Annotated in this window: 27 protein-coding genes and 1 tRNA gene; 13 read left to right on the top strand and 15 right to left on the bottom strand. The window is 70.8% G+C overall.

Annotated elements, in window-relative coordinates; genetic code table 11:
• Window positions 1-35: 35 nt before the first annotated feature.
• From P3X83_RS34730 to P3X83_RS34715, 4 genes are all read left to right on the top strand, one after another.
• A complete protein-coding gene (locus P3X83_RS34730; protein WP_277309580.1) occupies window positions 36-1,031 on the top strand; it encodes an ornithine cyclodeaminase family protein in 996 nt (331 codons plus the stop codon).
• A 40-nt stretch (window positions 1,032-1,071) separates the two neighbouring features.
• Window positions 1,072-1,968, top strand: coding sequence for a LysR substrate-binding domain-containing protein (locus tag P3X83_RS34725; RefSeq protein ID WP_277309578.1), 897 nt, complete (start codon window positions 1,072-1,074; stop codon window positions 1,966-1,968).
• Between the two features lie 192 nt (window positions 1,969-2,160).
• Window positions 2,161-3,174, top strand: coding sequence for a pirin family protein (locus tag P3X83_RS34720; protein WP_277309577.1), 1,014 nt, complete (start codon window positions 2,161-2,163; stop codon window positions 3,172-3,174).
• 41 nt (window positions 3,175-3,215) lie between these two features.
• Complete coding sequence (locus P3X83_RS34715; protein WP_277309576.1) at window positions 3,216-3,587, top strand: PH domain-containing protein; 372 nt, start codon at window positions 3,216-3,218, stop codon at window positions 3,585-3,587.
• Between the two features lie 63 nt (window positions 3,588-3,650).
• Here P3X83_RS34715 and lepB read toward each other — a convergent pair whose 3' ends face one another.
• Complete coding sequence (gene lepB, locus P3X83_RS34710; protein WP_277309575.1) at window positions 3,651-4,211, bottom strand: signal peptidase I; 561 nt, start codon at window positions 4,209-4,211, stop codon at window positions 3,651-3,653.
• Between the two features lie 219 nt (window positions 4,212-4,430).
• Between lepB and P3X83_RS34705 the strand changes: the two genes are divergently transcribed.
• Both P3X83_RS34705 and P3X83_RS34700 read left to right on the top strand, forming a co-directional pair.
• A complete protein-coding gene (locus tag P3X83_RS34705; RefSeq protein ID WP_277309574.1) occupies window positions 4,431-4,574 on the top strand; it encodes a hypothetical protein in 144 nt (47 codons plus the stop codon).
• 87 nt (window positions 4,575-4,661) lie between these two features.
• Window positions 4,662-5,279, top strand: a complete 618-nt coding sequence (locus P3X83_RS34700) for a VOC family protein (protein WP_277309573.1) — start codon at window positions 4,662-4,664, stop codon at window positions 5,277-5,279.
• A gap of 72 nt (window positions 5,280-5,351) precedes the next feature.
• Here P3X83_RS34700 and P3X83_RS34695 read toward each other — a convergent pair whose 3' ends face one another.
• The 7 genes from P3X83_RS34695 to P3X83_RS34665 form a co-directional block, all read right to left on the bottom strand.
• Window positions 5,352-6,476: an SPFH domain-containing protein gene (locus P3X83_RS34695; RefSeq protein WP_277309572.1), complete on the bottom strand. Its 1,125-nt coding sequence runs from the start codon at window positions 6,474-6,476 to the stop codon at window positions 5,352-5,354.
• A gap of 4 nt (window positions 6,477-6,480) precedes the next feature.
• Window positions 6,481-6,915 (bottom strand): NfeD family protein, encoded by a 435-nt coding sequence (locus P3X83_RS34690; RefSeq protein WP_277309571.1) that lies wholly within the window; start codon window positions 6,913-6,915, stop codon window positions 6,481-6,483.
• Between the two features lie 106 nt (window positions 6,916-7,021).
• Window positions 7,022-8,188 (bottom strand): Ig-like domain-containing protein, encoded by a 1,167-nt coding sequence (locus tag P3X83_RS34685; protein ID WP_277309570.1) that lies wholly within the window; start codon window positions 8,186-8,188, stop codon window positions 7,022-7,024.
• 43 nt (window positions 8,189-8,231) lie between these two features.
• A complete protein-coding gene (gene fahA / locus P3X83_RS34680) occupies window positions 8,232-9,410 on the bottom strand; it encodes a fumarylacetoacetase (RefSeq protein WP_277309569.1) in 1,179 nt (392 codons plus the stop codon).
• Window positions 9,407-10,207, bottom strand: coding sequence for a hypothetical protein (locus tag P3X83_RS34675; protein WP_277309568.1), 801 nt, complete (start codon window positions 10,205-10,207; stop codon window positions 9,407-9,409). Before P3X83_RS34675 ends, fahA begins: the two co-directional genes overlap by 4 nt.
• A gap of 20 nt (window positions 10,208-10,227) precedes the next feature.
• On the bottom strand, window positions 10,228-11,400 hold the full coding sequence (locus tag P3X83_RS34670) for a homogentisate 1,2-dioxygenase domain-containing protein (protein WP_277309566.1): 1,173 nt from the start codon (window positions 11,398-11,400) through the stop codon (window positions 10,228-10,230).
• Window positions 11,401-11,480: 80 nt separating this feature from the next.
• A complete protein-coding gene (locus P3X83_RS34665) occupies window positions 11,481-12,113 on the bottom strand; it encodes a helix-turn-helix domain-containing protein (RefSeq protein ID WP_277309565.1) in 633 nt (210 codons plus the stop codon).
• Window positions 12,114-12,191: 78 nt separating this feature from the next.
• On the opposite strand from P3X83_RS34665, the gene P3X83_RS34660 reads away from it, so the two are divergent.
• Together P3X83_RS34660 and P3X83_RS34655 are read left to right on the top strand one after the other, a co-directional pair.
• Window positions 12,192-13,310, top strand: coding sequence for an FAD-dependent oxidoreductase (locus tag P3X83_RS34660; RefSeq protein ID WP_277309564.1), 1,119 nt, complete (start codon window positions 12,192-12,194; stop codon window positions 13,308-13,310).
• Window positions 13,311-13,453: 143 nt separating this feature from the next.
• Window positions 13,454-14,785 (top strand): hypothetical protein, encoded by a 1,332-nt coding sequence (locus P3X83_RS34655; protein WP_277309563.1) that lies wholly within the window; start codon window positions 13,454-13,456, stop codon window positions 14,783-14,785.
• Window positions 14,786-14,794: 9 nt separating this feature from the next.
• On the opposite strand, the gene secD is transcribed toward P3X83_RS34655, so the two are convergent.
• Window positions 14,795-17,047: a protein translocase subunit SecD gene (secD, locus tag P3X83_RS34650; protein WP_277309562.1), complete on the bottom strand. Its 2,253-nt coding sequence runs from the start codon at window positions 17,045-17,047 to the stop codon at window positions 14,795-14,797.
• Between the two features lie 214 nt (window positions 17,048-17,261).
• Entirely contained in the window at window positions 17,262-18,032 is a 771-nt protein-coding gene (locus P3X83_RS34645; protein ID WP_277309561.1) for a cytochrome d ubiquinol oxidase subunit II, read from the bottom strand.
• 681 nt (window positions 18,033-18,713) lie between these two features.
• Here P3X83_RS34645 and P3X83_RS34640 point away from each other — a divergent pair.
• Window positions 18,714-19,148, top strand: coding sequence for an ATP-binding protein (locus P3X83_RS34640; protein WP_277309560.1), 435 nt, complete (start codon window positions 18,714-18,716; stop codon window positions 19,146-19,148).
• Between the two features lie 841 nt (window positions 19,149-19,989).
• On the opposite strand, the gene P3X83_RS34635 is transcribed toward P3X83_RS34640, so the two are convergent.
• The gene (locus P3X83_RS34635) at window positions 19,990-20,223 is read right to left on the bottom strand and encodes a hypothetical protein (protein ID WP_277309559.1); all 234 of its coding nucleotides are present in this window, start codon (window positions 20,221-20,223) and stop codon (window positions 19,990-19,992) included.
• Between the two features lie 258 nt (window positions 20,224-20,481).
• A complete protein-coding gene (locus tag P3X83_RS34630; protein WP_277309558.1) occupies window positions 20,482-20,688 on the bottom strand; it encodes a hypothetical protein in 207 nt (68 codons plus the stop codon).
• A gap of 337 nt (window positions 20,689-21,025) precedes the next feature.
• Here P3X83_RS34630 and P3X83_RS34625 point away from each other — a divergent pair, with 337 nt between their 5' ends.
• Window positions 21,026-21,763, top strand: coding sequence for a hypothetical protein (locus P3X83_RS34625; protein ID WP_277309556.1), 738 nt, complete (start codon window positions 21,026-21,028; stop codon window positions 21,761-21,763).
• 22 nt (window positions 21,764-21,785) lie between these two features.
• On the top strand, window positions 21,786-22,259 hold the full coding sequence (locus P3X83_RS34620) for an NUDIX domain-containing protein (protein WP_277309555.1): 474 nt from the start codon (window positions 21,786-21,788) through the stop codon (window positions 22,257-22,259).
• 146 nt (window positions 22,260-22,405) lie between these two features.
• Here P3X83_RS34620 and P3X83_RS34615 read toward each other — a convergent pair whose 3' ends face one another.
• Together P3X83_RS34615 and P3X83_RS34610 are read right to left on the bottom strand one after the other, a co-directional pair.
• Window positions 22,406-23,068, bottom strand: coding sequence for a response regulator transcription factor (locus tag P3X83_RS34615; RefSeq protein ID WP_277309554.1), 663 nt, complete (start codon window positions 23,066-23,068; stop codon window positions 22,406-22,408).
• Complete coding sequence (locus P3X83_RS34610) at window positions 23,065-24,198, bottom strand: histidine kinase (RefSeq protein ID WP_277309553.1); 1,134 nt, start codon at window positions 24,196-24,198, stop codon at window positions 23,065-23,067. The genes P3X83_RS34615 and P3X83_RS34610 overlap by 4 nt, the downstream gene beginning before the upstream one ends.
• 175 nt (window positions 24,199-24,373) lie before the next feature.
• On the opposite strand from P3X83_RS34610, the gene P3X83_RS34605 reads away from it, so the two are divergent.
• Complete coding sequence (locus P3X83_RS34605; RefSeq protein ID WP_277309552.1) at window positions 24,374-25,555, top strand: lipase; 1,182 nt, start codon at window positions 24,374-24,376, stop codon at window positions 25,553-25,555.
• Window positions 25,556-25,634: 79 nt separating this feature from the next.
• Here P3X83_RS34605 and P3X83_RS34600 read toward each other — a convergent pair whose 3' ends face one another.
• Entirely contained in the window at window positions 25,635-25,835 is a 201-nt protein-coding gene (locus P3X83_RS34600; RefSeq protein ID WP_277309551.1) for a hypothetical protein, read from the bottom strand.
• A 337-nt stretch (window positions 25,836-26,172) separates the two neighbouring features.
• Here P3X83_RS34600 and P3X83_RS34595 point away from each other — a divergent pair.
• Window positions 26,173-26,248 (top strand) — tRNA-Met (locus P3X83_RS34595).
• The last annotated feature ends 69 nt before the right edge of the window (window positions 26,249-26,317 follow it).

Below are 26,317 nucleotides of genomic sequence, written 5' to 3'. Positions count from 1 at the left end.
CGTTCAGAACACGCGCGAGCCGACGAGGAGACGCCATGGCCGGTACGGCGAGCAGGGCCGCGTTCGAGATCGTCAAGGGTGAGCGGGAGGTCCGCACCCTCTCAGAGGCGCAGGTGGAGCAGTGCCTCGACCTGCGGGAACTGCTGGACGGCCTGCGGGACGGCTTCCGCGCGCTGGAACTCGGCGAGGTCCGCTCGCCGTCCCGGCCCGAGGTGGTCGTGCCCGGCAAGGGCTTCTCGCTCGCCATGCCCGCCTGGCGCCCGGGGGCGCAGCTCTGCGTGAAGATCGTGAACGTCTTCGACGGCAACCTCGGCCTCGGCCTGCCCGGCCACCTGGCGATGATCAACCTCTTCGATCCGGACACCGGGGCCGCGACCTGCGTCATGGACGGCACCTACATCACCGGCATCCGCACCGCCGCCTCGGCGGTGCTGTCCGTGCGGCTGCTGGCCCGGCGTGACGCACGGGTCGTCACGATCGTCGGCGCGGGCGTGCAGGCCCGCGAGCACCTGCGGCTGCTGCCGCTGGTCCGCGACTTCGAGCGGGTCAACGTGTGCTCCCTCTATCCGGAGGAGGCCGAACGGCTGGCCGCCCGCACGTCCTTCGCCCACGCCACGGACGACCTCGCCGCCGCGGTGCGCGAGTCGGACGTCGTCTGCCTGGCCACGCACTCGGCCAGGCCGGTGCTCGACCCGGACTGGGTCAGGCCGGGCACGCACGTGTCGTCGGTCGGCTACTTCCCCCCGGACGGCGAGCTGCCCCGCGAGCTGGCCGAACGGCACCGCCTCTTCGTGGAGTGCGCCGACGCCTTCCGGCCCGCGCCGGTCGGCTGCGCCGAGCTGTCCGGCGCCGATCCGGCCACGGCGGCCACGCTGGGCGCGGTGGCGCTCGACCCGGCGGCCGGTCGGCGCGACGACGCCGAGATCACCGTCTACAAGGCGATGGGGATCGGCATGGAGGACATGGTCGCCGCCGACCTGGCCTACCGCCGCGCGCTGCGCGACGGCGTCGGCGGGGTCATGCTCTGGTGACCGCTCCGCCACCAGAACGGGTCCGACATATGGTGCATGGATGGACCTGGACACCGGCACGCTGACCAGGCTCCGCGCCTTCGAGGCGGTCGGGCGCAACCTCAGCTTCGCCAGGGCCGCCCAGGAGCTCTACGTGACGCCCGCCGCGCTCAGCCACCACGTGCGGCACCTGGAGGAGGAGCTCGGGGTGCCGCTGGTCACGCGCCTGCACCGGCGGATCGAGCTGACCGCGCACGGCGTGCGGCTGCTGCCCGAGTGCACGCGGGCGCTGGGGATCCTCGGCCGCGCGGTGCGCGAGGTGAAGAGCGCCGATCGGCAGGAGGCGCTCACGGTCAGCGTGGCCCCGTACTTCTCGGCGCGCTGGCTGACCCCGCGCCTGGCGCGGTTCTGGGCCCGCCATCCCGACATCGGCCTGCGGCTGCACCACGCCTACCAGCCGGCCGACTTCCGCGACGGCGACCTCGACGCGGGCATCAACTGGTGCCGGGGAGACCTGCCGGACGTCCACAGTACGCCGGTCCTGCGCGGCGATCTGACCATGGTCTGCAGTCCGGGCTTCCTGCGGGGACTGCCCGCCCGGCCGTCGCCGCGCGACCTGCTCGGGCACCGGCTCATGTACGAGTTCCGCACGGAGGACCTGGCCGCCTGGTTCGAGGCGGCGGGCGCGGGAACGGCCGTGCCCGAGCGCGCCGAGCGGGTGGACGACTCGCACACCCTGCGCAGGCTAGCCCTGGACGGCCACGGCGCCGCGCTGTTCTTCTCCGGCCTGATCCACGACGACCTGCGGTCCGGCGCGCTGGTCCGGCCGTTCGACGTCGAGGTCGATCCGGGCAGCGCCTACTACCTCATCAGGCCCAAGGACCGTCCGATCGGACGGCGGCTGCGGCTGTTCACCGCGTGGCTGATGCATGAGATCGCCACGGATCCCTACGTCTGAGCGCCCCCCGACGGGGCAGTTGTCCGGTTGCGGCCCCCAATACTTGCGATTTGGGGCGTGTCGGAGTGAATTCTCTGGCTTACGATCGGCCTGTATGGCCTTGTGGGCACTGCCTGGGGGGGTTGGAATGCTCGCGAGGTGGACGGTGTTGCCTGGTATTGAAGTTGAATATTCAACTTGTATGGAGGGGTCATGCCTGCCGTCACCGCCGATACGCTCACGCTGCCGCGTGTACCGCAGCCCGATTCCGCCCGGCGGCGGGAAGTGCTGTCGGTGACCACGGCCCCGAGCGGGTTCGAGGGAGAGGGGTTTCCGGTACGCCGGGCGTTCGCCGGTGTGCCGCCGGCCACGCTCGATCCGTTCCTGCACATGGACCAGATGGGCGAGGTGGACTACGCGCCCGGCGAGCCCAAGGGGACGTCCTGGCACCCGCATCGCGGGTTCGAGACCGTCACCTACATCATCGACGGCGTCTTCGAGCACCAGGACTCCAACGGCGGCGGTGGGACGATCACCAACGGCGACACCCAGTGGATGACCGCCGGAGCCGGGATCCTGCACATCGAGAAGCCGCCGGAGCACCTGGTGATGTCCGGCGGGCTGTTCCACGGGATCCAGCTCTGGGTCAACCTGCCGCGCGCCAACAAGCTCAACCCGCCCCGCTACCAGGACATCCGCGGCGGTGAGGCCGCCCTGCTGTCGTCCGCGGACGGCGGCGCGCTGATCCGCGTGATCGCGGGCGAGGTCGCCGGGCACAGCGGCCCCGGCGCGACCTTCACCCCGATCACCGTGGTCCACGCGACGGTCGGCCCCGGCGCGGCCCTTGAGCTGCCCTGGAACCCCGACTTCAACGCCCTCGCCTACATCCTGGCCGGTCAGGGCGCGGTCGGCGACGACCGCCGGCCGGTGCACAAGGGACAGCTCGTGGTGTTCGGGCCGGACCGCGGCCCCGACGGGCCCGGCGGACGCCTCGGCGTGACGGCCGACGTCAAGCAGCCCGCCGACGAGCCGAACCTGGAGGTGCTGCTGCTCGGCGGGCGTCCGATCAAGGAGCCGGTGGCGCACTACGGGCCGTTCGTGATGAACACCAGGGCCGAGCTGATCCAGGCCGTGGAGGACTACCAGGCCGGACGGCTGGGCGCGATCCCCGCCGCACGCATGCCCCACGCGAGCGGACCGACCAAGCATCCCCGGAGAAGGCGCTGATCTACCATTTCGGGTAGTCGATCGGTATTCCGGGGGTCAAGATGACACAGACCATTCCGCACGACAGGCCCGAACAGCTTCAGCAGATCCAGAGCGGGCTGATGCCCGGTGAGCAGATCATCGCCGTCTACGACGCGATCGGCGCGGGCACCGGCTTCCTCGGCCTCACCGACCGCCGCGTGATCATTCAGGACAAGTCCTTCATCGGGAAGAAGATGGCGATCACCAGCATCCCCTACTCGAAGATCACCAGCGTCAGCGTGGTCAGCAACAAGTCCTTCGCCGGGTCGTTCTTCTCCTCGGGCTCCATCGCGGTGAACGTGGGCACCCACGTCTACGAGGTCGAGTTCCGGGGAGAGCAGAAGAGCCATCACGTCCACAACGTGATCCTGCACTTCATATCGCAGTCCTGACCGTCTCCCCGTGCACCGCGTTCAATCGGTGGGCGGGGAGATGTCAAGGACACTTCGGTTCGCTCACTTCTCGCTTATCTCAATGACCGAAACGACGTTGGCCACGGGAATGGTGCCGCCGCCGGGGGAGGTTCGGTAGGCGCGGGAATCGAGGGCCTTGCCGCGGTTGTCGCCCTGGACCCACAAACGGCCAGGGGGGACAGTGACGGGAGAGAACCGACTGGGCGCCGAGAACTCGTCCGCCACATACGGCTCGTCCAGCGGCCGGCCGTTCAGAATCAGGCGATTGGCGGAGTCGCAGCAGCTCACCGCGACTCCGGGCACGCCGATCACCCGCGAGATCAGGATTTTTCCCGCCTGCCCGCGCGTCCATGTGTCCGGGGCCTTGAACGTGATGATGTCGCCCGCCCTCGGTAAGTACTCACCGTCGGTCAGACGGCCGGTGACATGGTCGCCCGCATTGATGGTCGGCGCCATCGCCTCGTTCGGGATCGTGTAGCCCTGCTGCCCGGCGAGCCGGTTGAGAACGCCGCAACCCGATGCCGGGAGCAGAATCGAAACGGCCAGCGCGGCGCCGATCCGCCGGTTTTTCATCCCCGAATTCTCGTCATATCGTCGCGCCATGCCGACGGCCTCCGTGGGGGTGCGAGAGAAGTGGACCGCACCCCATCGTAGGAGGAATTCGGTTTTTCTCCCCAGTGACGTGCGACAGCGGCGGGAGAATGGCCTGGGCGTCCGCGCCGCCGAACCACAGGCCGATCACGAAGGCCGCCGTCGCCGCCGCCGACCAGCACCTCGTGCCCGGCGCGGGTTCACTGGACGTCCAACACCTGGAACTCCGTCGTGGTGTGGGCGCTGCGCCACGGCCCGATGCGGCCCGCCGAGCTCGGCCGCGGCCTGCTGAGCCCGATCGAGGCGTTCGGGACGTGGGCGTACGAGCACGGCGACGCGGTCCTCGCCGCCCAGGCCGCGAACGGCGAGTCCTGACGCCCTGGGGGCGTGCCGTCCGCACAGGCGGGTAGGCGTTCACGATCGGCAGATTCCCCCGAGTGAACGCGCGCAGGAGGACAGGCGATGATCGACCATCTCGCATACGCCACGCCGGACCTCGACGCGACGGTGGCCGACCTGGAGGGCAGGCTCGGCGTGCACACCGCCGAAGGGGGCGCGCATCCGGGGTTCGGCACCCGCAACCGGCTGGTCGGGCTGGGCGGGCGGCGCTACCTGGAGATCATCGGCCCCGATCCGGAGCAGCCGGCGCCGAGGGACGGCCGGTGGTTCGGGATCGACGGCCTGCGGGAGCCGTCGCTGACCACCTGGGCCGCGCCGGCGAACGACATCGACGTGCAGGTCGAGAAGGCCAGGGCGGAGGGCTACGACCCCGGCGACGCCATCGCCATGTCCCGCCGGTCCGCGGTGGGCGGCATACGGCTTGAGTGGCGGCTGACGCCGCCACGCGCCGCGAGCGTCGTGCCGTTCCTCATCGAGTGGGGCAGAACCCGGCATCCGGGCGCGTCGGGCCTGCCGCTGGTGCGGCTGGTGTCCTTCGCGGCGGGGCATCCCCGGCCGTCGGAGGCGCGCGACGAACTGGCCGCGCTCGGCGTCGACCTGGACGTCTTCCCCAGCGCCCGCCCTCTGCTGGTCGCCGTCGTCGAGGGCCGCCACGGCCCGGTGCGCATGGCCACCGCGTAAGCGATCAGCGAGTCGTGCGATCGACGCGGGCCACGGGCACGAGGCGATCTCCCGGCTGGCGGAGACCCTGCGTCAGGGCTGAGCGGGCCGCTGCCCGGGCTGCTGCCCGGGCTGCTGCCCGGGCAGCTGCACTGGGCGGTGCTGGAGGTCCTGCAACGGGTCGGCCTCGGCCGCGGCGGGGTTGAGCTGGCGCGGCCCCGATTCGGGGACGGATGCGTCGGCGACGGCCTCCTCGGCGGCCCTGGCCGCCTGGGCGGCCTCCTGCGCCGCGGCGGACGCGGCCTGCGCGGTCTCCGGCGACTGCTGCCGGGTGGCCTCGGACGGCGGCAGCGCCTGCGTGAACGCCTTGGAGACGCCCTGCAGCGCCGACGTGACCTCGCTGGGAATGACCCAGAAGGTGTTGTTCTCGCCCTGCGCGAGCTGCGGCAGCACCTGGAGGTACTGGTAGGCCAGCAGCTTGGGATCGGGGTCGTTGCGGTGGACCGCCTGGAACACCTGGTCGATGGCCTGGGACTGGCCCTCGGCCTTGAGGATCGCGGCGGTGCGCTCACCCTCGGCGCGCAGGATGTTGCTCTGCTTCTCACCCTCGGCGGTGAGGATCTGGGACTGCCGCTGGCCCTCGGCGTTGAGGATGGCGGCCCGCTTGTCCCGCTCGGCCCGCATCTGCTTCTCCATCGCGTCCTTGATCGTCTTGGGCGGGTCGATCGCCTTGATCTCGACCCGGTTGACGCGGATGCCCCACTTGCCGGTGGCCTCGTCCAGGACGCCGCGAAGCTGGCTGTTGATCGTGTCGCGGGAGGTGAGGGTCTTCTCCAGGTCCATGGAGCCGATCACGTTACGCAGCGTGGTGACGGTGAGCTGCTCGATCGCCTGGATGTAGTTCGCGATCTCGTACGCCGCCGCCCGCGGGTCGGTGACCTGGAAGTAGAGCACCGTGTCGATCTCGACGACCAGGTTGTCCTCGGTGATCACCGGCTGCGGGCGGAACGAGACCACCTGCTCGCGCAGGTCGATCACCGGGTAGACCCGGTCGATGTAGGGGATCACGAAGTTCAGGCCGGGCTGGAGCGTGCGGTGGTAACGGCCGAGACGCTCCACGTTTCTGGCGCGTGCCTGCGGCACGATGCGCACGGAACGGAGCACGGTGATCACCGCGAAGAGGACGATCACCACGCCGGCTATGAGTAGGGCTTCCATACGCTCACTCCCGAGGGTAAACGAGGGCAGTCGCGCCCTCGATCTGCATGACGTCAACGGCCGCGCCCTCGGGAATGACGAGCGTCTCGTCATAGGCGCGCGCCGACCATTCCTCGCCGCCGATCCGGACTCTGCCGGCGCGGCCGGTGACCTCGGTCACAGCGTAGGCGGTCTTGCCGACCAGGGCCTCGACCCCGAAGCGGCGCAGCGGCGGCTGGCGGATGTGGCGGCGGGCGACTATGGGGCGGAGCACGACGAGCCCGGCGACCGAGGAGATCGTGAACACCACCAGTTGCAACGGCACGGGTAGCCCGATCGCGGCCGCCACCGTGGTGAGCAGCGCGGCGCCCCCCAGCAGCCCCAGCGCCGCCGTCAGCGTGAAGATCTCGGCCACGCCCAGGACCACCGCAAGGACCAACCAGATAACCCAGTCGTCCATGTTTCGGCCCTCCTGAGAGTACAACGGGCCAGCCCGCGTGAAGGTTCCCCCAGGATTCCACCGTAACCCCGCAAGGTGGGGCATCGTCTCGATTGTGATCGTGCCGTCATCGGGAGAGCCCGCCTTCCGGAAGGGCGCTTCCCTCGCGCCACTGGGACCATGGCATCTGCCAGTAGCCCCAGCCGTTCCACCACTCCAGCGGGCGGTTCGTTCCCGTGATGACGACCGGGTCGCCGCGCAGTGAGCGGTCGTAGAACCAGGCGGCGAGGTCGGGGCGGACGTTGACGCAGCCGTGGCTGACGTTGACCCGGCCCTGGGCCCAGACGTTGTTCTTGGCGTGCACGTACTCGCCGCTGTTGGAGATGCGCACGGCGTGGTCGATGAGCACGTTGTAGTAACCGGGGTCGCCCTTCTTCCTGCCTGGGGAGACCATCCGCACCGGGTTGGCCTTCTCCATGGTCAGGTGGGTGCCGCTGGTGGTGGTGTACTCCAGGGTGCGCGCGTTTCCCGCGCTGATCGGGATCCGCCGGACGACCCGGCCGTCCACGGTGACGGTCATCCGCTTGGCGCGGGTGTCGATGTGGCTGATCTGGCGGCGCCCGACGGCGAAGTCGGAGGTGTGGTCGGCCACGCCGTACGTGCGGTCGGCGGCGCGCACTCCGGCGAGGTCGGCGGTCAGCCGCACGCGCGTGCCGGACGGCCAGTACGCGCGCGGCCGGTAGATCACCTGGGTGTCGTCGATCCAGCGCCAGGCGCCCGCGACCGGCCCGCCGGAGGTGTGCACGCGCAGCGCCTGCTCCACGGCGGCCCGCTCGTGGACGGGGGTGTCGAACACCACGATGATCGGCGCGCCCACGCCGACCGTCTCGCCCGGCAGCGGTGAGACGTAGCGGACGCCCAGCGTCTGCCCGGCACGCGCGGCCCGGAACCGGCCCCCTGCGGCCATGGGATCGCCGCTCGGGCTCATTCCCTCGGCGCGCACCTGGTAGGCCCTGCCGGGGACGACGGGCCGGGAGGAACGCCATGAGGTGCGCCCGGGGGCGAACCGGCCGGGCACCGGCACGCCGCCGGAGGTCACCTGGACCTCGCGCAGCGTGCCGCCGTTGGCAGTGATCATGATCGGCTGGCCGGGGGCCGCCCGCGCCGGACCCGGCGCGGGCGTGATGCGCAGCGCGTGGTCCGGCCCCTGCGCGGCCGGTCGTGGAGCGGCCGCGCAGGCGGGCGTCGCGAGCAGGAGCAGGACGATGAGGCTGAGGGCCGCGGCGCGCCGCATTGGAATTCCTTGCCGGGGAGTTCGGACGGTAGGCGGCCCCAGATTACCGTTCGGTCATCGATTGAGCACGCTGAGTCACATTTCGTGCAGGTCGAATGGTCCCCGACACTTCGCCCAGACTGATCGGCCCGTTCGGGCCGGGCGCGGTGGCGGTGATGGTCACCGTGTCGCCGTCCTCCAGGAACGACCGGGTCTCGCCGTCCGCGAGCTTCAGCGGCTCTGAGCCGTTCCAGCTCAGCTCGATCAGCGAGCCGCGCTCGCCGGGGCCGCTGCCCGAGACCGTGCCGCTGGCGAACAGGTCGCCGGTGCGCAGCGAGGCCCCGTTGACGGTCATGTGTGCGAGCATCTGGTCGGCCGTCCAGTACATCCCCCGGTACGGTGGGCGCGAGACGACCTCCCCGTTCAGCTCGACCGCCAACAAAAGGTCGAGCCCCCAGTGGGTGTCGCGCCGCAGGTAGTCCAGCGGTGCCGGGTCCTGCTCCGGGCCCGCCACCCGCGCCGCCTCCAGCGCCTCCAGCGGGGTGATCCACGGCGAGATCGACGTGGCGAACGACTTGCCCAGATACGGCCCCAGCGGGACGTACTCCCACGCCTGGATGTCTCGTGCGCTCCAGTCGTTGACGAGCGTCACGCCGAACACGTGTTCCTCGAACGCCCCGGCGGGTGTGCCGAGCGCGCTGGGCGTGCCGATCACGAACCCGACCTCCGCCTCGATGTCGAGCCGCGCCGACGGCCCGAACACCCCGGCGCCGCGCTGCCCGCACGGCCGCACCACCGGCGTGCCGGACACCACGATCGTGCCCGACCGCCCGTGGTAGCCGACCGGCAGGTGCCGCCAGTTCGGCTTCAGCGGCTCGTCCTGCGGCCGGAACATCCTGCCCATGTTGGACGCGTGTTCCAGCGAGCAGTAGTAGTCCACGTAGTCGGCCACCTCGACCGGCAGGTGCATCCGGACCTCGGTCAGCGGCACCAGGTGTTCGGCGCTCCCGGCGGCGAGCAGGTCGCGGACCCGTCCCCTGGTCTCGCCCCAGGCCGCGCGCCCGCGCGCCATGAACGGGTTCAGCGAGGGCGCGGCGAACACCTCGTCGCCCAGCGCGGCGGCCAGGTCGAGGACCTGGTCGCCGAACCTGACGCCCACCCTGGGCGCCTCTCCCTCGCGGGAGAACACACCGTAGGGGAGGTGGTCCGTTCCGAAGCCGGAAGCCCCGGTCGCGTCGGTCACGTGTGCTCCTTCGCGCGTGCGGTGCCGGTGACCAGGCCGAGTTCGGCCAGGTCGGCCAGCGGGGTGGTGGTGGAGCACGAGCCGTAGGAGACGAGCAGCTCCCGCGCCCGGGTGGCGACGGACTCGGAGGTGGCGCGGGCCAGGCGCACCAGGTCGGCGGGCTCGCACATGTCGAGCACCGGGACCGGGTCGCGCGCCTCGACGGCCGCGCACACGGCCATCACCAGGTTGAGGAACCCGTGACGGTAGACGCCGAGCGACGGGTCGAAGTGGCGCACCGCGTGGTGCAGCCCGGCGGTGGCCTTGAACGGGATGCCCGCGCTCACGCAGTGGCGGATGAACGAGCCCAGCTCGTGGGTGCTGGGGAACGCCTCGGGCGCCAGCCCGCCGCAGCGGACCTTGAGCCCGACGCCCGGTCCGACGGCCAGCGGCGGCGAGTGCGGCGGGACCTCGACGAACAGCCGCGCGCCCTCCGGGAGCCAGGGCACCAGCAGGTCGGGCCGCCGGGGCGCGGGCACCAGGGCCTCGGCGGGCGGCCTGACCTCGACCAGCTCGACGGTGAGGCCGTCGAGATCCGGCGTCTCGGAGGTGTCGACGATCAGCCCCAGCCGGATGGGGGCCGGGTCGTGGCGGCGCAGGTCGGGGACGCGGCTGAGCGGGCACAGGAAGCGGTGCGTCAGCACCGGGGCGTCCGCCTCGGCGTCGGCGCGGTGCCTGGCCAGGGCGTCGCCCATCGGCAGTGAGGTGGGCGGGAACAGGCCGGCGTCGTCCACCAGCCGAGCGAAAAGCCGGTTCATGGTGTGCTCCAATGCGGCGGTCATCGGGCCCATGTCCAAGCGTAGGCGGGGTCTTCGCAGGCGAGCGCGGCGGGGGCGAGGTCCAGCGGACGGAAGGTGTCGATCATCACGGCCAGCTCGCTGGTCGCGGTGAGCCCGCGGGCGACCGCGTCCACGACGGCCTCCACCGCGCCGGGCTGCGGCCCGTGGGTGAACCCGGCCGGGTGCAGCGAGATCGACCCGACGTCGATGCCCGATCCCTTGCGGGCGCTGTAGTCGCCGCCCACGTAGAACATGAACTCGTCGGAGTCCACGTTGTGGTGGTTGTAGGGGATCGGGATGGCCTCGGGGTGGAAGTCCAGCGGGCGCGGGCAGAACGAGCAGATGACGAACCCGGGGCCCTCGAACGTCTGGTGGACGGGCGGCGGCGCGTGGGTGCGCTTCACGATCGGCTCGAAGTCGGCGATGTTGAAGGCGTAGGGGTAGAGGTAGCCGTCCCAGCCGACCACGTCGAACGGGTGGTTCTTGTAGGTGAGCCGGGTGAGCCCGCCGCGCGTGCGGACCAGCACGGGCACGTCGGTGCCCTCCTGGAGCAGCGGCTCGGTGGGCGCGCGCAGGTCGCGCTCGCTGTAGGGGGCGTGTTCGAGGAACTGGCCGAACTGCGACAGATAGCGCTTGGGCGGCCGGATGTGCCCCGCCGCCTGGACGGCGAGCACCGACACGGTCTCGCCGTACGGCACCCAGCGGTGGATCGTGCCGGTCGGGATGACCAGGTAGTCGCCGTCGCCCGCCTCGATCGCCCCGTAGGTGGTCTCCAGCCGGACGCGTCCGCCGGCGACGTAGACGCACTCGTCGCCCATCGAGTTGCGATACAGCTCGCTCGGTGAGCGGGCGGCGGCGTACGAAATGCGGACGTCCGCGTTCCCGGCGAGCAGGTGGCGGCCGGTGACCAGGTCGCCGGTCTCGGGGAGTTCGGTGGTGCGGAAGTGGCGTGGGGAGAGCGGCAGGTTGGGGGCCAGCTCACCGCGGGTCCCCTCGGCGACCGCCTCGGACTTGACGATCGCGGTGGGCAGGTGGCGGTGGTAGAGCAGCGAGGAGTCGGACGAGAATCCTTCCTCACCCATCAGCTCCTCGGCGTACAGACCGCCGTCCGGCTTCCTGAACTGGACATGGCGCTTGCGGGGGATTTCGCCAGCCACGCGGTAGTAGGGCATCCCTGACAACTCCTGAGTGTCCGGTTATCGGACTCAATTGTCCTATATACGTACGACCCTCAAGGATGGGCAAAAGATTGTCAACCGAACGCGCGTGCAAGCTCTTCGGCCGCTGCCACCACCCGCGGCCCCACCAGGGCCGTGTCGAGCCGTCCGAACGCCACTACCCCCACTGAGGCTTCCAAGCCAGGCGGGCCGCCGACCGGCGCCGCGACACCGCTCGCCCCTTCCTGGAGCTGCCCCTCCGTGACCAGGTAGCCGCCCCGGCCCTCGCGCAGCGCCAGGATCGCCAGCCCGGCCGCCCCCCGGTCGAGCGGATGCCGCGCGCCCTCCCGGTACGCCACGTGCATGTCGGTCCACGACGGCTCGACCACCGCCACCGCCAGCCCGTCGTCGCCCTCCGCCACCGTCAGGTGCGCCGTCGCCCCGACGCCCTCGGCGAGCGCGCGCAGCGTCGGCAGGGCCGCCGCCCGAAGCAGCGGATGCACCCCGCGCGCCAGCGTGAGCACCCCGAACCCCAGGTGCACCCGCCCACGCCCGTCGCGTCGCGCGAACCCCTCCTGTTGCAGGGTGGTGAGCAGGCGGTAGAAGACCGCGCGGCTCACTCCGAGCTGCCCGGCCAGTTCCGACGGCGTTCGCCCGCCGTGCCCCTCGGCGAGCAGGCGTAGCAGGCGCAACCCGCGTTCCAAGGTCTGAGACGACTCCGCGGCCATTCCTTGATTATCGGACCGTCCCTGGGTCACGGTGGTGACGAGCCCGGAGGAGTGTCGTGCGGAAGGAGTATGCCGCGCATGAAGTCGGCCGTCGTCGTCGGGGCGGGGATCTGGGGCACGTCGCTGGCGCTCGCCCTGGCCGAGAGAGGGTGGCGGGTCACCCTTGTCGAGCAGTACCAGCCGGGGCATCTGCGGCAGGCCAGCGCGGGGGAGACCCGGCTGCTGCGCTCCGCGCACGGGGCCGACGAGTGGTACGCGCGGATGGCCTGGCAGGCCAGGGAACGCTGGCTGGCGCTGGGGCGCAGGGTCGGCGAGGAGCTGTTCGTGGAGTCCGGGATGTTGTGGTTCGCCCGGCGTGTGGACGGCTGGGAGCGGGAGAGCGCCCGCGCGCTGGAACGCCTGGACATCCCCTGCCAGATCTGGGAGCCCGGCCGTCCGGCCCGGCTGTTCCCCGACTACCGGGGCGGTGACCTGGCGTTCGCACTGTGGGAGCCGAAGGCGGGGGTGCTGCGGGCGCGGCGGGCCGTCCAGGTCACGGCCGGGCTGGCGGTGGACGCCGGGGTGCGGCTGGTCACCGGGCGGGCCGAGCCGCACGGCGGCGGCGCGGTGCGCGTCGGCGCCGAGCTGATCAGGGCCGACCGGGTGGTGTGGGCGGTCGGCGCCTGGCTGCCCGACGTCTACCCCGAGGTGGCCGAGGTCGAGGTGACCCGGCAGGACACCCTGCACTTCGCCGTCCCGAAGGAGTGGCGCACGCCGCCGGTGCCCGCCTGGGTGGACTTCGACGGCTCGATGTACGGCCACGGCGACCTCGGCGGGGCCGGGATGAAGGTCACCTCGGACGAGGAGGGCCCGCCGTACGACCCTGACCGGGGCGACCGGCGGGTGTCCCCGCGCAGCGAGCAGGCCGCCCGCGCCTACCTGCGCAAACGCTTCCCGGCGCTGGCCGGGGCGCACGTGCTGCTGGGCCAGGTGTGCCAGTACGTGTTGACCCCGAACGCCGAGTGGATCATCGCCGAGGTGGCCGAGAACACCTGGGTGCTCGGCGGCGAGTCCGGGCACGGCTTCAAGCACGCACCGGCGCTGGCCGTCTACGTGGCGGAGATCCTGGAGGGCCGCCGCGAGCCGGAGGCCCGTTTCGGCCTGGGCATGCGGACGGCGGGCCCGGGCCTGCGGACCAGCGGTCACACCGACCTGTGACCGCGCCTCATGACCCGTCTTTACAGTTGGGCCTGGCTTGTCGGGTTTGTGATCGGTAGGGTTTCCTGGCGATCTATGTGACCGGCCGCCCCACCTGACCGGTCGTTCGGCCCGCACCGGTTCCCTGCCCCCCGGGAGTAGACATGCGATGGAACCTCCGCAGGACGCTCGCCCTGGGAGCGGGTGTGATCCTGTTCGGCGTGGGACTACCCGGCGCGGCCTACTCGCAGGACGACCCGAACTACTGCCGGCAGCTCAACGACGGCGAGAACGCGCCGGACTACATCCGCTGCGACAAGATGGCCGACCCGGAGGACGTCCTCGACATCGTCCGCTTCTGGCTCCAGGACGACGGCAAGAACCTCAAGGAAGCCGACCCGATCCTCGGACCGGTGCTCGACTGCACCGAGCCCGGCGCGGTCTGCCCGAACGACGGCGAGGGTGACGGCCAGCCGCGCGGCGAGGGCGATGCCGCCCCTGAGGACTACCAGGAGCCGCAGGGCCCGCCCGAGTGCGACACGCCCGGCGCGATCTGCTCCATCGACGGCACCCCGGTCGACGCCAGCAAGCTCGCGGTCGGCGCGGCCGACACCCAGGCCGCCGCGCAGAGCGCCGAAGGCCGGTCCGTCGCCGCCGCCACGCAGGCCCGGCTGCGCGTCTGGATCGACACCGAACTCGCCGACGACTGGAAGGCGGGGGCCGAGCAGTTCACCGCCGCCGTCAAGCGGGTCGGCGCGCTGGCCCAGCAGCCCGGCGTGATGGGCGTGCGGTTCAGCTCCCAGCTCGGCTTCAACGGGACCTTCACCGACGCGGCCGACCTGGCCAGGTTCGTCAAGTCCACCTCGGCGGCGCTGCGCGTGGCGGCCCCCGGCAAGAAGCTGGCCGTCCACACGCTGGTGCCCGAGTTCGGCTGCGGCGCGAACCAGGCCTGCCGCGACGCGATGGCCAAGAAGTACCCGCTGCTCACGCCGGACAAGATCGAGGCTTATCTGACCACCGGCGCGGTGGACCAGATCGCCCTGGACGGCGGGCTGATGCGCACCGAGTACGCCCCCTACAAGCTCGACGCCCAGCGGGCGCTGCGCAACCAGTGGGCCATGGTCCGCTCCCGCGCCTGGGACGTCTACGGCCACGTCTCCGCCGAGGAGGCCTCCTTCGCCGGCCCCGGCGCCTCCGCGCTCACCCCCGCGCAGAGCACCGCCAACATCGCCGAGCGGATCTCCCAGGCCCTCGTGGACGGCGCCGCCGGATCGGTCAACCTGTGGAGCCGCTGGCAGGACTCCAAGGGGCAGGTCTACCGGATCATGGGCGAGAAGCACGCGTCCAGCGCGTCGTGGGAGCAGCTCACCAAGCTCGACGAGGTGCGCCCGCGGATGGCCACCCTCTACAACCCGACCACCCCCGAGGTGGACGTCGCGGCCGACCTGAAGAAGCTCTCCGAGGCGTTCGGCCAGGTCTACCTGACCGTCGGGTAGCCCCAGCGCTCACACGACCGCCCCGGACCCCTCGCGGGACCGGGGCGTTCGCTTCTTCGGTGGATGCGGCGGGTGCGGGTGGCGGCCCTCGAACACGATCGCCAGCGGCCCCGCCACCAGCGCCGACGAGATCGTGCCGACGACGATGCCGATCAGCAGCGCGACCGCGAAGTCGCGCAGGGTGTCGCCGCCGAAGACGGCGAGCGCGGCGAGGATGAACAGCACGCCCAGCCCGGTGTTGACCGTGCGGGGGAGCGTCTGCAGGATCGCGGTGTTCACCACGGTGGGGAAGGGGGTCTTGCGGTGCCGTCCCCAGGTCTCCCGGACCCGGTCGAAGACCACCACCTTGTCGTTCACCGAATAGCCGATCACGGTCAGGATCGCCGCCAGGAACACCCCATCGATCGGCTTGCCCAGCCAGGCGAACACCCCGACCACCACCGAGACGTCCACGAACAGCGCGAGCACCGCCGCCGCGCCGAACGTCCAGCGGAACCGGAACGCCAGGTAGAGCAACTGCGCAGCCAGCGCCACGCCCAGCGCGATCAGCGCGTTGCGGCGCAGCTCCGCGCCCAGGCTCGGCCCGATGAACTCGTCGCGCTGCCTGACCACCTGGCCGCCCGCGACCCGGGAGAGCGCCGCCCCGATCCGCGCCACGTCGTCGTTGGAGATCTGCCCGGTCCGCACGGAGATGTCGTCGCCGGAGGTCTGCACGACCGCGTCGGGGAACCCGGCTCCGGCGACCGCCTCGCGGGCGGTGTCGGCGTTCACCGGGCGGGCCGAGGAGTACTCCACCAGACGGCCGCCGGTGAACTCCACCCCGAAGTTCAGGCCCTTGACCGTCGGCCCGGCCAGCGACGCGACCAGCAGCGCGCCGGCGGCGGCGAGCCACAGCGCCCGCCGTCCCATGACGTCCGGATCGCGATGGTTCAGCCACTCCCGGAACCGGCCGAGCTCGCTCAGGCCGGACAGCGCGGGCCGTCGCTGGACGGCACGGCGGTCCACGACGAACTGCCCGAGCACCCGGGTGATCAGCATCGCCGACACCAGCGACGCCAGCACGCCGATGCCCAGCGTCACCCCGAACCCGCGCACCGGCCCCGAGGCCAGGTAGAACAGCAGCCCGGCGGCCAGCAGCGTGGTGATGTTGGAGTCGGCGATGGCGCTCCAGGCGTTGCGGAACCCCCGGTCCAGCGCGCCGCGCAGCGATCCGGCGGCGGTGTACTCCTCCCTGGCGCGTTCGAAGACCAGCACGTTGGCGTCCACGGCCATGCCGATCGCGAGGACGAACCCGGCCAGGCCGGGCAGCGTCAGCGTGGCGCCGAGCCCCACGAGAGCGGCGTAGGCGATCAGCCCGTAGCAGGCCAGTGCGATGGTCGCCGCCACCCCCATCAGCCGGTAGACGGTGATGATGAACAGCGCGGTGAGCAGCACCCCGGCCACCGCCGCCCGCGCGCTGGCCGCGATCGCCGCCGCGCCGAGCGTCGGCCCCACCGTGCGCTGCTCGACGATCGCCACCGGCACCGGCAGCGCCCCGCCCTTGATCAGCACGGCGAGGTCCTGCGCCTCCTCGGGACCGAACCCGCCGGTGATCTGGGTGGCGCCGCCCGTGATCCCGACCCCGCAGCGGACGTCGGTGTTGACCTGCGGCGATGAGATGACGTCGCGGTCCAGCACGATGGCGATCCGGCGGCGCGGATCGCCCGGCGGGTAACAGGCGGCCTCGCCGGTCAGCCGGGCCCACTCCGCACGCCCGTCCTCCCGCCAGGTGATCGCGACATACCAGCCGGGACCCACCTGCGGATTGGTCTCGGCGCGGGCGTCGCTCACCGCGGCTCCGGTCAGCCGGGCGGGGCCGAGCGGCAGCCGCGTGCCGCTCTCGTCGGTGAGGACGACGGTGGCGCCCTGTTCGCTTGGGAGCACCGGGTGGAAGGTGAGCTGGGCCGTCCGGCCGATGACCCGCGCGGCCTCACGCGGATCCTGCACGCCCGGCAGCTCCACGATGATCCGGCGCTCGCCGGACCTGGCCAGGTTGGGCTCGGCCACGCCGAGCGCGTCGGTGCGGCGGCGCAGCACCTCAAGGGTGCGGTCGGTGGACTCGGCGTCGGCGACGACCGTCGGCGAGTCTTTCGTCTCGAACACGAGCTGGGTGCCGCCGCGCAGGTCGAGGCCCAGGCGGGGCGGTTTGGTCAGAGTGAGGACGAGCGCGCCCACGACCACGGCCAGGGCCACGATCGCGCGTACCACCGTGGCGCGGGCCATGGACACCACGGTAGGCGGTGGATGCTCGGGTTTCCCGCAGGTCAGCACCGGTATGGGGGGTTGGTGGCCGGTGTTTTGCCGGGTATGGAACCTGTATGGCCGACAGGCTGGAGAGCTACCGCGGCAAACGCGACCCCCGGCGCACGCCGGAGCCGGTCCCCGGGCCTCAGGGGCCCGTCCCGGCGACGCCTGATGAGGAGCCGGGGGCTTGGGTCTATGTCCCGGACGACGCCTGAGCGGCTCTGGGCATGGCACCCAGCGGGTCCGGGTCGTCCGGCGACACCCGGCGCCGGAACATCCACCACACCCACACCTGTGCCCCGACCAGCAGCGGCGTCACCACCGCCAGGACCGGCACCAGTCCCGCGCCTTCCACGACCGAATCCCGCAGCGGCAGCCGCGACCCGGTCATCAGGCACAGCAGCGCCATCGTCCCCGCCGTCACCGCGAACGCGACACGCTCGCCCGACGCCCCCGACAACCGACGCGCCCGCTCCCGGGGCCCGCCGCTCAGCCGCAGCGCCGCGAACGTCAGGCCGTGGACGCAGAACAGCGCGGCCACCACCGGCACCCCGGCCAGCGGGCTCAGCCCGGTGATCCCCGAGAACACCAGCCCCCACGCGATCGCGACGGCCCAGCTTCCCGCCGTGATCGCGACCAGCGGCACCCGGCCGCCGCCCCCGTAGAACCACAGGCCGAGGTCTCTGATGATCCAACCGGCCAGCAGCAGCACCACGGCCTCATAGTGGCCGTGGATCAGCGGCTTCTCCAGCGCGGGGAACACGCCCGCCACCACTCCGACGGTCGCGACCAGCCAGACCTCGGTGGTGAGGAAGAACGGCGCGATGGCCAGCCGCACCATCCTGCGCTCGGCCCGGCCTCGGCCCAGGTATCCGAACAACATTCCAGTTCCCAGGTCGGCCCCGGCCAGCACGAAATACCCGGCCGCGTAGAACGCCAGGACGCCAACGGCAAGCAACTCCATGCCCGTCAGCCTCCGCTCGGGGCTGTGGGGGGCGCATCCCCCCTGCGTATCGGGTTGGGGTACTCCGTGCGATGGTGGCGGGGCGGGCTGACTACATCCGTGGGCGGGTGGGGTGAAATAGTGGATTTAATGTGAGCGGCGAGCGCTCGGGCGTTATAGCCTATTAAAGGGACTTCTCGGGGGAGGTCTAACAATCTGTGGCTACACATCACTACTGGGGATATCGGCCGCGCCAGAATCGCCGATAAAGTGAGTCCTTACGGGGAAGGATTCTTGTGTTGCGAATTCCGCCGCGCAACACGGAACACCGCGAGGCCCGCGCCGACGCGCGGGCATGCCGTCGTATCGTCCTGCCGCCCAACAGGGACCCGGCCGGCTCCGGATCGGCTGTCGGATCACCGCAGGCACGACAGGCACGACAGGCACACAGGCGGCACAGACAGCACGGGGCGCAGTCGCATGCCTCCGCACCTCATTCCACAAAACGCGCTTCCTCCACCGCGTTCGACGTGTGCGCGTCCAGCCGTACGCCGTGTTCGGGGACACGGCCACTCCCTTCTGGAGCGAACCAGTGTTTGAGAAGACTTTTAACGTTCCAAAAGTGCCCGTCATTCTTTCGACCCGTCCGTTCGGCAGCATGCGATGTCCACGCCCGTCCCGGCGTATCCACGAGGTGAGTCGATGATGCTCGGAAGAATCACGCTGCCGGGCGTCGCCGTCTCGGCTTCGGTCGCCCGTCACTGCGCCCGCGCGATCCTCGCCGCCGCCGACCACGCGGAGGCCGACGACGTGTTGCTACTGGTCACGGAATTGGTGGCCAATGCGATAAGGCATTCGCGTTCGGGACGGCCAGGTGGAGTGGTGGCCTTGGAGATCGCGCACGACACCGACGCGGGTGAACTGCGGATCGAGGTCTTCGACGACGGGCCGGAGAACGACAACGCTCCTCCGCCCGCCGTCCACGAGGCCGCCCCTGGCGACACGGGGGGCCGCGGCCTGTGGCTGGTCCGAAACCTCGCGATCACCTGGGGCACCCACGAGGTCGGTGGCGGCCGAGCCGTCTGGGCCCGCCTCCCCCTCGCCCACGACCGCGCCCTCCACCCGGCCTTCATCTAGCCTGCGGGTCTGCCCCGACCCGGCCTCCGTCTAGCCTGCGGGCCTGCGCCGTGTACGGCAGGCCCACTCCGGCCCGACGCCCGTACCCACCGCGCCCCCACCACCGGCGCTCACCGAGCGTCCACCCCCTCACCGTTACGGCACCGGCCGACAAGGGCCCTCCTCGGGCTCGCCGTCCGTGCCATTGCTTTCTCACCGTTACCCACCCACCACCCCCACCGCCCCTCCGGGGCGATGCCCCCGCCTCCGGCGGGCCCGCGCTCCGCGCGCCCAACCGCCCTCGCTCCGCTCGGCCCTCTTCCTCCGATGTCGGGCTCCGCCCGACGCTTGCGCCACTGGTCGATCGGCTGGACACGTGACCGAGACGAAGCGTCGAGCTGCCATTGCATCGATGTGTTCGACGCGGCGCGTTCATGGGGGCTGGCAGCCTTTCGCCAGCGCGCGCCCGTGGTTCCTCCGTACCGGGCCGGGTACCGTAGCCCCTGCCACCAAGGCGGTCTCGATGCTCAAGGTGATCATGGTTCTGCAGCAGACCTCCCGGGTTTTCTGCACGACCGGAGGCTCACTGCAAATCGCCTCTCCCTCAGGCGAAAGACGACCGCTGACCTGCACCTTTGCATTGGGGTCCTCATCGCCCCCACGAGGGGTCTCCACCATGTGTACGCCAAGGTGTTCACCAACCGCGACGTCCTCATCGCCCATCGCGTTCGACTGGAACCATGCCGGACCTCAGGGCCCCGCCGGACCGGCTCCGGCGGACCGGCTCCGGCGGGGACTTGTACGCAGACCTGATGTTCACGCCAGATAAATGGCGATCCCGGCCGAACACGCTGGCCCACGGTCAGGCGGCTCCCATGCGGACGAGAATGCCGAGCTGGGCCGCCAGCGCGGCCGACATCTCGATCGGGGACGGCCGACTCAGGTGTTCGACCAGCCCAGCCGCCCGCTGAACCTCGGTGGGCGGGCTGTGCCGTACGGCATGCCACCCGCCGTCCTCGACCGTGATCCTCCAGCCGGGGAAGGTCGACTCCAAAGCCGTCAGATGCGCCCGGTCGCGCACCGTCAGGTCATCCACGACCGCTCACCCCCTCCGGCAGGGGGCGCGGACGGGCCGGGACGGAGCAGATGCCCGGTCCGTCCGCGCCGATGACACGAGAGCGGTGTGCTCTCGTGTCGCGCGGCGGTGTGGCCACCGCGCGTCCAAGGGGAGGCGGGCAGGCCGTGTGCGCCCGGCCGAGGAACGAGTCCGCCCGCCTGCCCGCGCCTACGGGTCCACGGGCACCGGCCGCCCGTGCCGTACGGCGTGGCGGCACCCTCCTACCGCTGCACTCGCTCATGGGGCGACCTCCCAGGCGTCCCCCGCCACCACCACGGTCGCCCCGTCGGTACGGTGCGCGGTCACCAACGTCGCGCCGTACCGATAGACGACACCGGACCGAATCGGCACGAGCCTCGCCACCCGCACCCGGCCGCGACCACGACGGAACCCGTGAAGCGCGGCCAGCATGGCCTCCTCGGCGACGGCCTCGGACTCACTCACCCCGCTCGCCCCCGCGCAACCGGACTCGACCTCCCAAACCGAAAGGAGATCATCATCGCCGCAAGCAGCAGACCCGATAGTACCGACGTTCGGGCCCGAATCGACATTTCCCATAGAACGCGCTCCTCCTGCGGAAAAGGAAGCTTGAGGCACCAACAACGCTTTAGCCGCTCTATGTCACCTAGGTGCATTTAGGAGACAACTTCCTTACACGCATGTTGCGTGGTAGACGCCGCCGATGCATGTCTCCAGTTTCTACGGGTGAACGGGACGCGAGAACGTCCTCAAGTGACGTTTCCGGGACGTCCTCAGGCGCTATAAACGCACCATGCCCCTCGTGAACGACCGCCTGCGGACTGCGATCCTCCGGACAGGCGTCAGCCGAACAGATCTCGCCGAAGCCGCCGGTGTGGATGTCAAGACCGTCACCCGCTGGATCGAAGGCCGGATACCGCATCGCAACAACCGCCTCGCCGTCGCTCGTCGCCTGGGAGAGGAGGAGGGCGCGTTGTGGCCGACGACGCGTCCTGATCAAGGGCCGGGCGGGATCGTGACGAGTGAGATCGTGGGCGCGTACGCGCACCGTGCGGACATTCCACACGAAATTTGGAACTCGCTCCTACTGGGCACAAAAGAGCGGATTGATATCGTCGGATACAGCTTCCTGTTCATCTGGGAGCAACACATCAATCTGCCCCGTCTCATCGAAGAGAAGTGTTCGACTGGGGCTTGTGTGCGCGTCGCACTCGCCGATCCGAACTGTGCGCACGTGGCAGAGCGAGACGACCTTGAGCAGCTCGGCGGAACACTGCCCGGACGAATCCGCAATGCCCTGAACCATCTGCACGACGTAAAGAACCTGGACGGCGTACAGATCGGGCTCCACCAGATTCATCTCTACTCGGCGATCTACCGTTTCGACGATCAAATCATCGTCACCCCGTACCTCTACCGAGCCCGTGGCTACCAGCATCCTGCGCTACATATGCGACGGTTGTCGGAGTACGGCATCTTCACTCAGTACACCGACCAGTTCGAGGACATTTGGCAGAGCACGCGACCGCTTGAGGGTTAGAAACCGGGGGTAGAGACGCGGCATGGCGCGGACCGACTACTACGACGATCCCGATGCGCCGATGCCGAACTCGATCGTGCCCGGTGGTTCGGCGGTGGTCGTTGACGGCAAAGGGCGGGTGCTGCTGCATCGGCGTCGTGACAACGGCCGATGGGCGCTGCCGGGGGGAGTGATGGACGTCGGCGAGACGATCGCCGGGGCGGTGGCCCGGGAGGTGGCCGAGGAGACCGGCGTCACCGTGGAGATCGTGGGCCTGGTCGGGGTCTACAGCGATCCCCGGCATGTGATCGCCTACAGCGACGGCGAGGTGCGTCAGCAGTTCAACGTGTGCCTGCACGCTCGCCCGACCGGCGGGACGGCCCGCGCTACCGATGAGGCACGCGAGGTTCGATGGGTACCGCCTGCGGAGATCGGCACGCTGGACATGCACCCGACACAGCGCCTGCGCATCCGTCACGCCCTCGATGAGGAACGTATGAAGCCGTTCCTAGGATGAGGTCGCGGAGCACGGCGTTGGAGGGTGACCCGTGAGATCCAGGTGATCAACGGGGGGCCCTGGCGTCGGGCGGAGCCCGATCCGAGAAGAGCGTCCGAGCGCAGCGAGGGCCATGCCTTTGGTCGGTGGGTTGGTCGCTCTAGCCGTCAGGTTGGGTGGATCAGGCGGGACTCGTAGGTGAAGACGACGGCCTGGACTCGGTCGCGGAGTTGGAGTTTGTCCAGGATTCGGCCTAGGTGGGTTTTCACTGTGGCCTCGGACAGGTGCAGAGCCGCGGCTATCTCCGTGTTGGACAGGCCCCTTCCCACCTGGATCAGGACCTCGCGCTCGCGGGGGGTCAGCAGGTCAAGGCGTTTGTCCTGGCCCTGGGCGCTGCCGTTGAGGAGTTGTGGGGCGAAGGTCTCCAGCAGGCGGCGGGTGACTCTGGGCGATACCACCGCGTCGCCGGAGGCGATGGTGTGGATCGCGGTGAGCAGGTCGTCGGGGCGGGTGTTCTTCAGGAGGAAGCCGGAGGCGCCCGCCTTGAGGGCGGCGAAGGCGTATTCGTCGAGGTCGAAGGTGGTCAGGATGAGGACTCGGGTTCTCGGGCAGTCCCGGACGATCCGGCGGGTGGCCTCGATGCCGTCCGTGCCGGGCATCCGGACGTCCATCAGGACGACGTCGGGGTGCAGCCGTCTGGCCATCGCCGCCGCCTCGGCTCCGTCGGCGGCCTCACCCACCACGGACAGGTCGGGCTGGGCGTCGAGGATCATCGTGAAGGCCATGCGCAGCAGGTGCTCGTCGTCGGCCAGCAGGACTCGCACTGTCATGTGCGGCTCCGGTCAAGGTCCAGGGCCAGGTCGAGTCGGGCGGACACCTGCCAGCCTTCCGCCGGGAGGGGGCCTGCCCTGAAGGAACCGCCGTGGGCGGCGACGCGGTCGCGCATTCCCTGGAGCCCGTGCCCTGCGCCATGGGACTTCCGGGCGGTGCCGTTGTCGGTGATCTCCACGGTGACGGCCTCGGGGGACAGATCGATGCGGACCACCGCGAGGGTGCCGGGCGTGGTGTGTTTCAGGGTGTTGGTCAGGGCCTCCTGCACCAGCCGGTAGACCGTGAGCTGGGTGGCGGCCGGGATCCGGACGGCCTCGCCGTGCACCTGGAGGTCGGTGATCAGCCCGGCGGCGCGCAGCCGACCCGCCAGCTCGGGCAACTGGGCCAGGCCGGGCGCGGGGTGCAACTCTCCTGATCGCGGCCGGTGATCGGTGGCTCTGTCGTCCGCGTCTGGCGGTGCGAGGCTGCGGCGCATGTCGGCCAGGGCCTGCCGGCCGGTCTCCGCGATCTGGCCGATGGCCGCGGCGGACTTGTCCGGGGCGGTGTCGCGGACGTAGTGGGCGCTGTCGGCCAGGGCGATCATGACGGAGAGGTTGTGCGTGACAATGTCGTGCATATCCCGCGCGATCCGCGCCCGGTCCTCGGCCACCGCCAGCCGCGCCCGCTGGTCGCGGTCGCGCTCCAGGGCCGTCAGGTAGGCGCGGCGGGTCCTCTGGTGCAGGCCGGTGGCCACCGCGACCGCGCTCATCGCCGTCAGCGCCACGACCGACAGGACGGCCTGCCCGTCCGGTGCCCACCGCACCGAAGCCAGGACGGCCCCGGCCTCGACCACGGTCGCCGCCGTGAGCGTGTACTGCCACGTGCTGTGGACGGCCACCGTGTACAGGGCGACCAGCAGGGCCACGTCGGCAGGCAACTGCGCCCCGGCCAGCCACTGGATCGCCGCCACCGTCGCGATCACGCCGAACGCCGTGAGCGGCACACGCCGTCGCCACACCAGTGGCAGCGTGAGCCCCGCCTGGAGCGCGACCATTCCCAGGCCGCCCGGCAACACCTGTCCGGGACCGAGTGTGAGGAGGCAGATCGCGGCGGCGAGCAGGGCGTCCGGCAGCCGCGGCCGAGCGTTCATTCGGCCACACTAAGGCACCTGCCAGCGGCGATCCGCTCCTCCTGAGGGAGGAGGGTCAGCTCCAAAGTCGTACGGTCCGTTCGGTCTGTGGGCGCTCGTGCGGCGGGTGTCGGCGCTGCGAGGCTCCGGTTCGTCGCCATTGACGCATCGTCATCGACCGGAACGGAGCCGACTCATGTCCATTCACTTCCCCGCTCGCCGTGCGACCGCCGCCGCAGGCTTGGTCCTGGCCGCGGGTGTCCTTTCGATGGCCGCGCCCGTCGCGGCCGATGCCACGACTCCTGCGGCGGACGCGACCGTCCGGCCCCGGAAGCTCACGCTGCCCGCTCCTACCGGCACCTACCGGATCGGTACCCGCGCGGTGCGTCTGGTGGACTCGTCCCGTCGCGACCCGCTGGTCAAGGCCAAGCCGTACCGCGAGCTGATGGTGAGCATCTGGTATCCGGCGGCGCCGTCCCACGGACCCTTCGCCCCGCACATGGCACCGAAGGCGGCGGCCGACTGGGACAAGCGCTCGGCGCCCGGCATGGGGATCAAGGCGGGCACCCTGGACTGGGCGGGCACCACGACTCACGCCCGTCAGGACGCGCCCATCGACCGCACCGCCGGGCGGTTGCCGGTCGTGCTGTTCACACCGGGGGACGGCGGCCCCCGGACCCTCGGCACGGCTCTGGTCGAAGACCTGGCCGGTCGCGGCTACCTGGTGATCACCGTGGACCACACCTACGAGGCCGACCAGGTCGAGTTCCCCGGCGGCCGGGTCGAGCGGGCGGTGCCGCTGCCGGCGAAGCTGACGCCGGCCGTCATCGCCAGGCTGCTCCGCACCCACTCCAAGATCCGCCTCGCCGACCTGCGGTTCGTCCTCGGCCGGATCGGCCGGATCGACGGGCTGAGCGGGGTGGCGGACCTGTCCAAGGTCGGGATCCTCGGGCAGTCCATCGGAGGCTCCGTCGCCGCCCAGCTCACCCGCGACGACCGCCGCGTGGACGCGGCCGTCAACCTGGACGGGTCCTACGTCGGCCCTGTCGCCCGGACGGGAGCGCGCAAGCCGATCCTGCAGTTCGCCGCGCAGGAACACACCCGGGCGGGCGACCCGAGCTGGAAGTCGTTCTGGACCGCCACCACGGGGTGGAAGCGAGAGGTACGGCTGGCCGGGGCGGCGCACGGCTCCTTCACCGACCTTCAGGTGCTCGTGCCCGGGATGAGGGACTTCGTCGGCACGATCGCCCCCTCCCGGTCGGTGACGGCTCAGCGCGATTACCTGGCGGCCTTCTTCGACCTGCACCTCAAGGGGCGGCCCACCACGTTGTTCGACGGGGCGGATCCGCGCTATCCCGAGGTCACGCTGTCGCGGTGAGCTCATCGGCGGGGAGTGGCACTGGCAGGGGGACGGCGGGCGTGCTGGAGGTGGTCCCCGCACGGCGCTCCGGCGGCGCTCAGGCGGGACGCCGGGGGAAGTCGATGATCTCGGTGAGGGTGGCGATGTCGACGATCATGGCCAGTGCTTCCACGGTGGGGAAGTAGCCGACGTGGTAGCGGTGGCCGCCGTAGCGGCGGTCGACGCGGAGCAGGGGGCACGCGTCGAGGACGATCGCCTCGATCTCGTGCCCGTCGTCGCTGACCCAGCGCCTGCCCACGTCGGACAGTGTATGTCGGATTTATGGTCGTTTGACCGGTTCGCTCGGACTTGAGATCCAGAGGCGGGATAAAATTGGTGGCATTTCTGAAAATGTGGGTTAATGTTGAAGGTGAACCGAGAACGCGATACCAGATTTCCGGTGTCGCCGTGCGGAAGGGATCAAGAGGTGCGACGCGTAATGAACCACTTGCGGAATCGCTATCGCCGTTGGCAGGTGATGCGTGTCCGTAAGTTCATCGCGTCCCGGCAGGTCATCCGGTAGACCTCTGAGCGGAGGATTTGCCGCGACCGCCCGGGATGCCACCCAGGCGGCTTTTTTGTTTTTCCGTTTGCTGCGCGCGGTAGGGGAGTCCGGCCGTCCCCGCGGGCCTCATAAGCCCGAGATCGCCGGTTCGAATCCGGCCCGCGCGACGCACGAGATCCCATAGCTCAGGCGTGGCGGCACCTCGCCCTTCAGCGGGCGAGGTGTCGGCGCCTCGG

The sequence above is a fragment of the Spongiactinospora sp. TRM90649 genome (assembly GCF_029382225.1).
Lineage (GTDB): Bacteria > Actinomycetota > Actinomycetes > Streptosporangiales > Streptosporangiaceae > Spongiactinospora.
The sequence above is the reverse complement of the archived record's forward strand: the minus strand, read 5'-3'. Positions and strand labels throughout refer to the sequence as shown.

Bases quoted from the DNA above. Each gene is read 5' to 3' on its own strand.
- secD (WP_277309562.1), bottom strand. From the start codon at position 17,047: ATGGCCCGCGCCACGGTGGTACGCGCGATCGTGGCCCTGGCCGTGGTC.
- P3X83_RS34605 (WP_277309552.1), top strand. From the start codon at position 24,374: ATGTCCATTCACTTCCCCGCTCGCCGTGCGACCGCCGCCGCAGGCTTG.
- P3X83_RS34720 (WP_277309577.1), top strand. From the start codon at position 2,161: ATGCCTGCCGTCACCGCCGATACGCTCACGCTGCCGCGTGTACCGCAG.
- lepB (WP_277309575.1), bottom strand. From the start codon at position 4,211: ATGGCGCGACGATATGACGAGAATTCGGGGATGAAAAACCGGCGGATC.
- P3X83_RS34695 (WP_277309572.1), bottom strand. From the start codon at position 6,476: ATGGAAGCCCTACTCATAGCCGGCGTGGTGATCGTCCTCTTCGCGGTG.
- P3X83_RS34645 (WP_277309561.1), bottom strand. From the start codon at position 18,032: ATGGAGTTGCTTGCCGTTGGCGTCCTGGCGTTCTACGCGGCCGGGTAT.
- P3X83_RS34670 (WP_277309566.1), bottom strand. From the start codon at position 11,400: ATGCCCTACTACCGCGTGGCTGGCGAAATCCCCCGCAAGCGCCATGTC.
- P3X83_RS34620 (WP_277309555.1), top strand. From the start codon at position 21,786: ATGGCGCGGACCGACTACTACGACGATCCCGATGCGCCGATGCCGAAC.
- P3X83_RS34730 (WP_277309580.1), top strand. From the start codon at position 36: ATGGCCGGTACGGCGAGCAGGGCCGCGTTCGAGATCGTCAAGGGTGAG.
- P3X83_RS34725 (WP_277309578.1), top strand. From the start codon at position 1,072: ATGGACCTGGACACCGGCACGCTGACCAGGCTCCGCGCCTTCGAGGCG.
- P3X83_RS34690 (WP_277309571.1), bottom strand. From the start codon at position 6,915: ATGGACGACTGGGTTATCTGGTTGGTCCTTGCGGTGGTCCTGGGCGTG.
- P3X83_RS34640 (WP_277309560.1), top strand. From the start codon at position 18,714: ATGATGCTCGGAAGAATCACGCTGCCGGGCGTCGCCGTCTCGGCTTCG.
- P3X83_RS34665 (WP_277309565.1), bottom strand. From the start codon at position 12,113: ATGGCCGCGGAGTCGTCTCAGACCTTGGAACGCGGGTTGCGCCTGCTA.
- P3X83_RS34715 (WP_277309576.1), top strand. From the start codon at position 3,216: ATGACACAGACCATTCCGCACGACAGGCCCGAACAGCTTCAGCAGATC.
- P3X83_RS34610 (WP_277309553.1), bottom strand. From the start codon at position 24,198: ATGAACGCTCGGCCGCGGCTGCCGGACGCCCTGCTCGCCGCCGCGATC.
- P3X83_RS34700 (WP_277309573.1), top strand. From the start codon at position 4,662: ATGATCGACCATCTCGCATACGCCACGCCGGACCTCGACGCGACGGTG.
- P3X83_RS34615 (WP_277309554.1), bottom strand. From the start codon at position 23,068: ATGACAGTGCGAGTCCTGCTGGCCGACGACGAGCACCTGCTGCGCATG.
- P3X83_RS34675 (WP_277309568.1), bottom strand. From the start codon at position 10,207: ATGAACCGGCTTTTCGCTCGGCTGGTGGACGACGCCGGCCTGTTCCCG.
- P3X83_RS34655 (WP_277309563.1), top strand. From the start codon at position 13,454: ATGCGATGGAACCTCCGCAGGACGCTCGCCCTGGGAGCGGGTGTGATC.
- P3X83_RS34685 (WP_277309570.1), bottom strand. From the start codon at position 8,188: ATGCGGCGCGCCGCGGCCCTCAGCCTCATCGTCCTGCTCCTGCTCGCG.
- P3X83_RS34660 (WP_277309564.1), top strand. From the start codon at position 12,192: ATGAAGTCGGCCGTCGTCGTCGGGGCGGGGATCTGGGGCACGTCGCTG.